This window comes from Vibrio sp. 1069, assembly GCF_033340555.1.
In genome coordinates this window covers 1-540 of record NZ_JAWOWP010000845.1, presented here as the reverse complement: position 1 = coordinate 540, position 540 = coordinate 1, and the positions used below count along the sequence as shown (strand labels likewise).

The window sequence follows — 540 nt, the reverse complement described above, 5'->3', positions numbered from 1 at the left end:
CCTGAAGCACAAATGGTTCCGCACGCGAGGCCTTTGTCATAGTTGTATTTGAGCATCACAGGCAGCGAGATCAACCCCATGGCAACCCCAGATGCCCCCACTACGCCAGTCGATGCCGCAAGTAGCGCGCCCACCAGCACCGTCGAAATTGCGATGCCGCCACGGACGCCACCAAACAGACGCCCCATCGATTCCAGCAGCTGCTCTGCTAGCTTCGTTTTTTGCAGCACGAGCCCCATGAAAACAAACAGCGGTACAGCCATCAGCACCGTGTTTTCCATGATGGATTGAATTCGATATGGCATGAAGGCAAACATGTCCATGCCCTCTGCCCAAACACCAAAAATAAGAGCAATACCGCCGAATGTGAACGCGACGGGAAACCCGAGCAGTAGCGCAAAGAGCGCCACAAAAAACATCACTATACCGATCATAATGACTTCCTTTTACGACTTACCGTTGCTACCGGCATAGATAAGATGAGGGTTAACGATTTTATTGACTGAGTGCAGCAGCAAACCAACGCCACTCACCGCCATA

Annotated in this window: 1 protein-coding gene and 1 pseudogene; both read right to left on the bottom strand. The window is 52.0% G+C overall.

The window, feature by feature from the left end; translation table 11 throughout:
• The coding region (locus R7040_RS29385; RefSeq protein ID WP_318098038.1) for a TRAP transporter large permease subunit at window positions 1-434 on the bottom strand (434 nt) is incomplete at its 3' end.
• Between the two features lie 12 nt (window positions 435-446).
• Window positions 447-540, bottom strand: a pseudogene (locus R7040_RS29380) (C4-dicarboxylate ABC transporter); the annotation flags it as partial.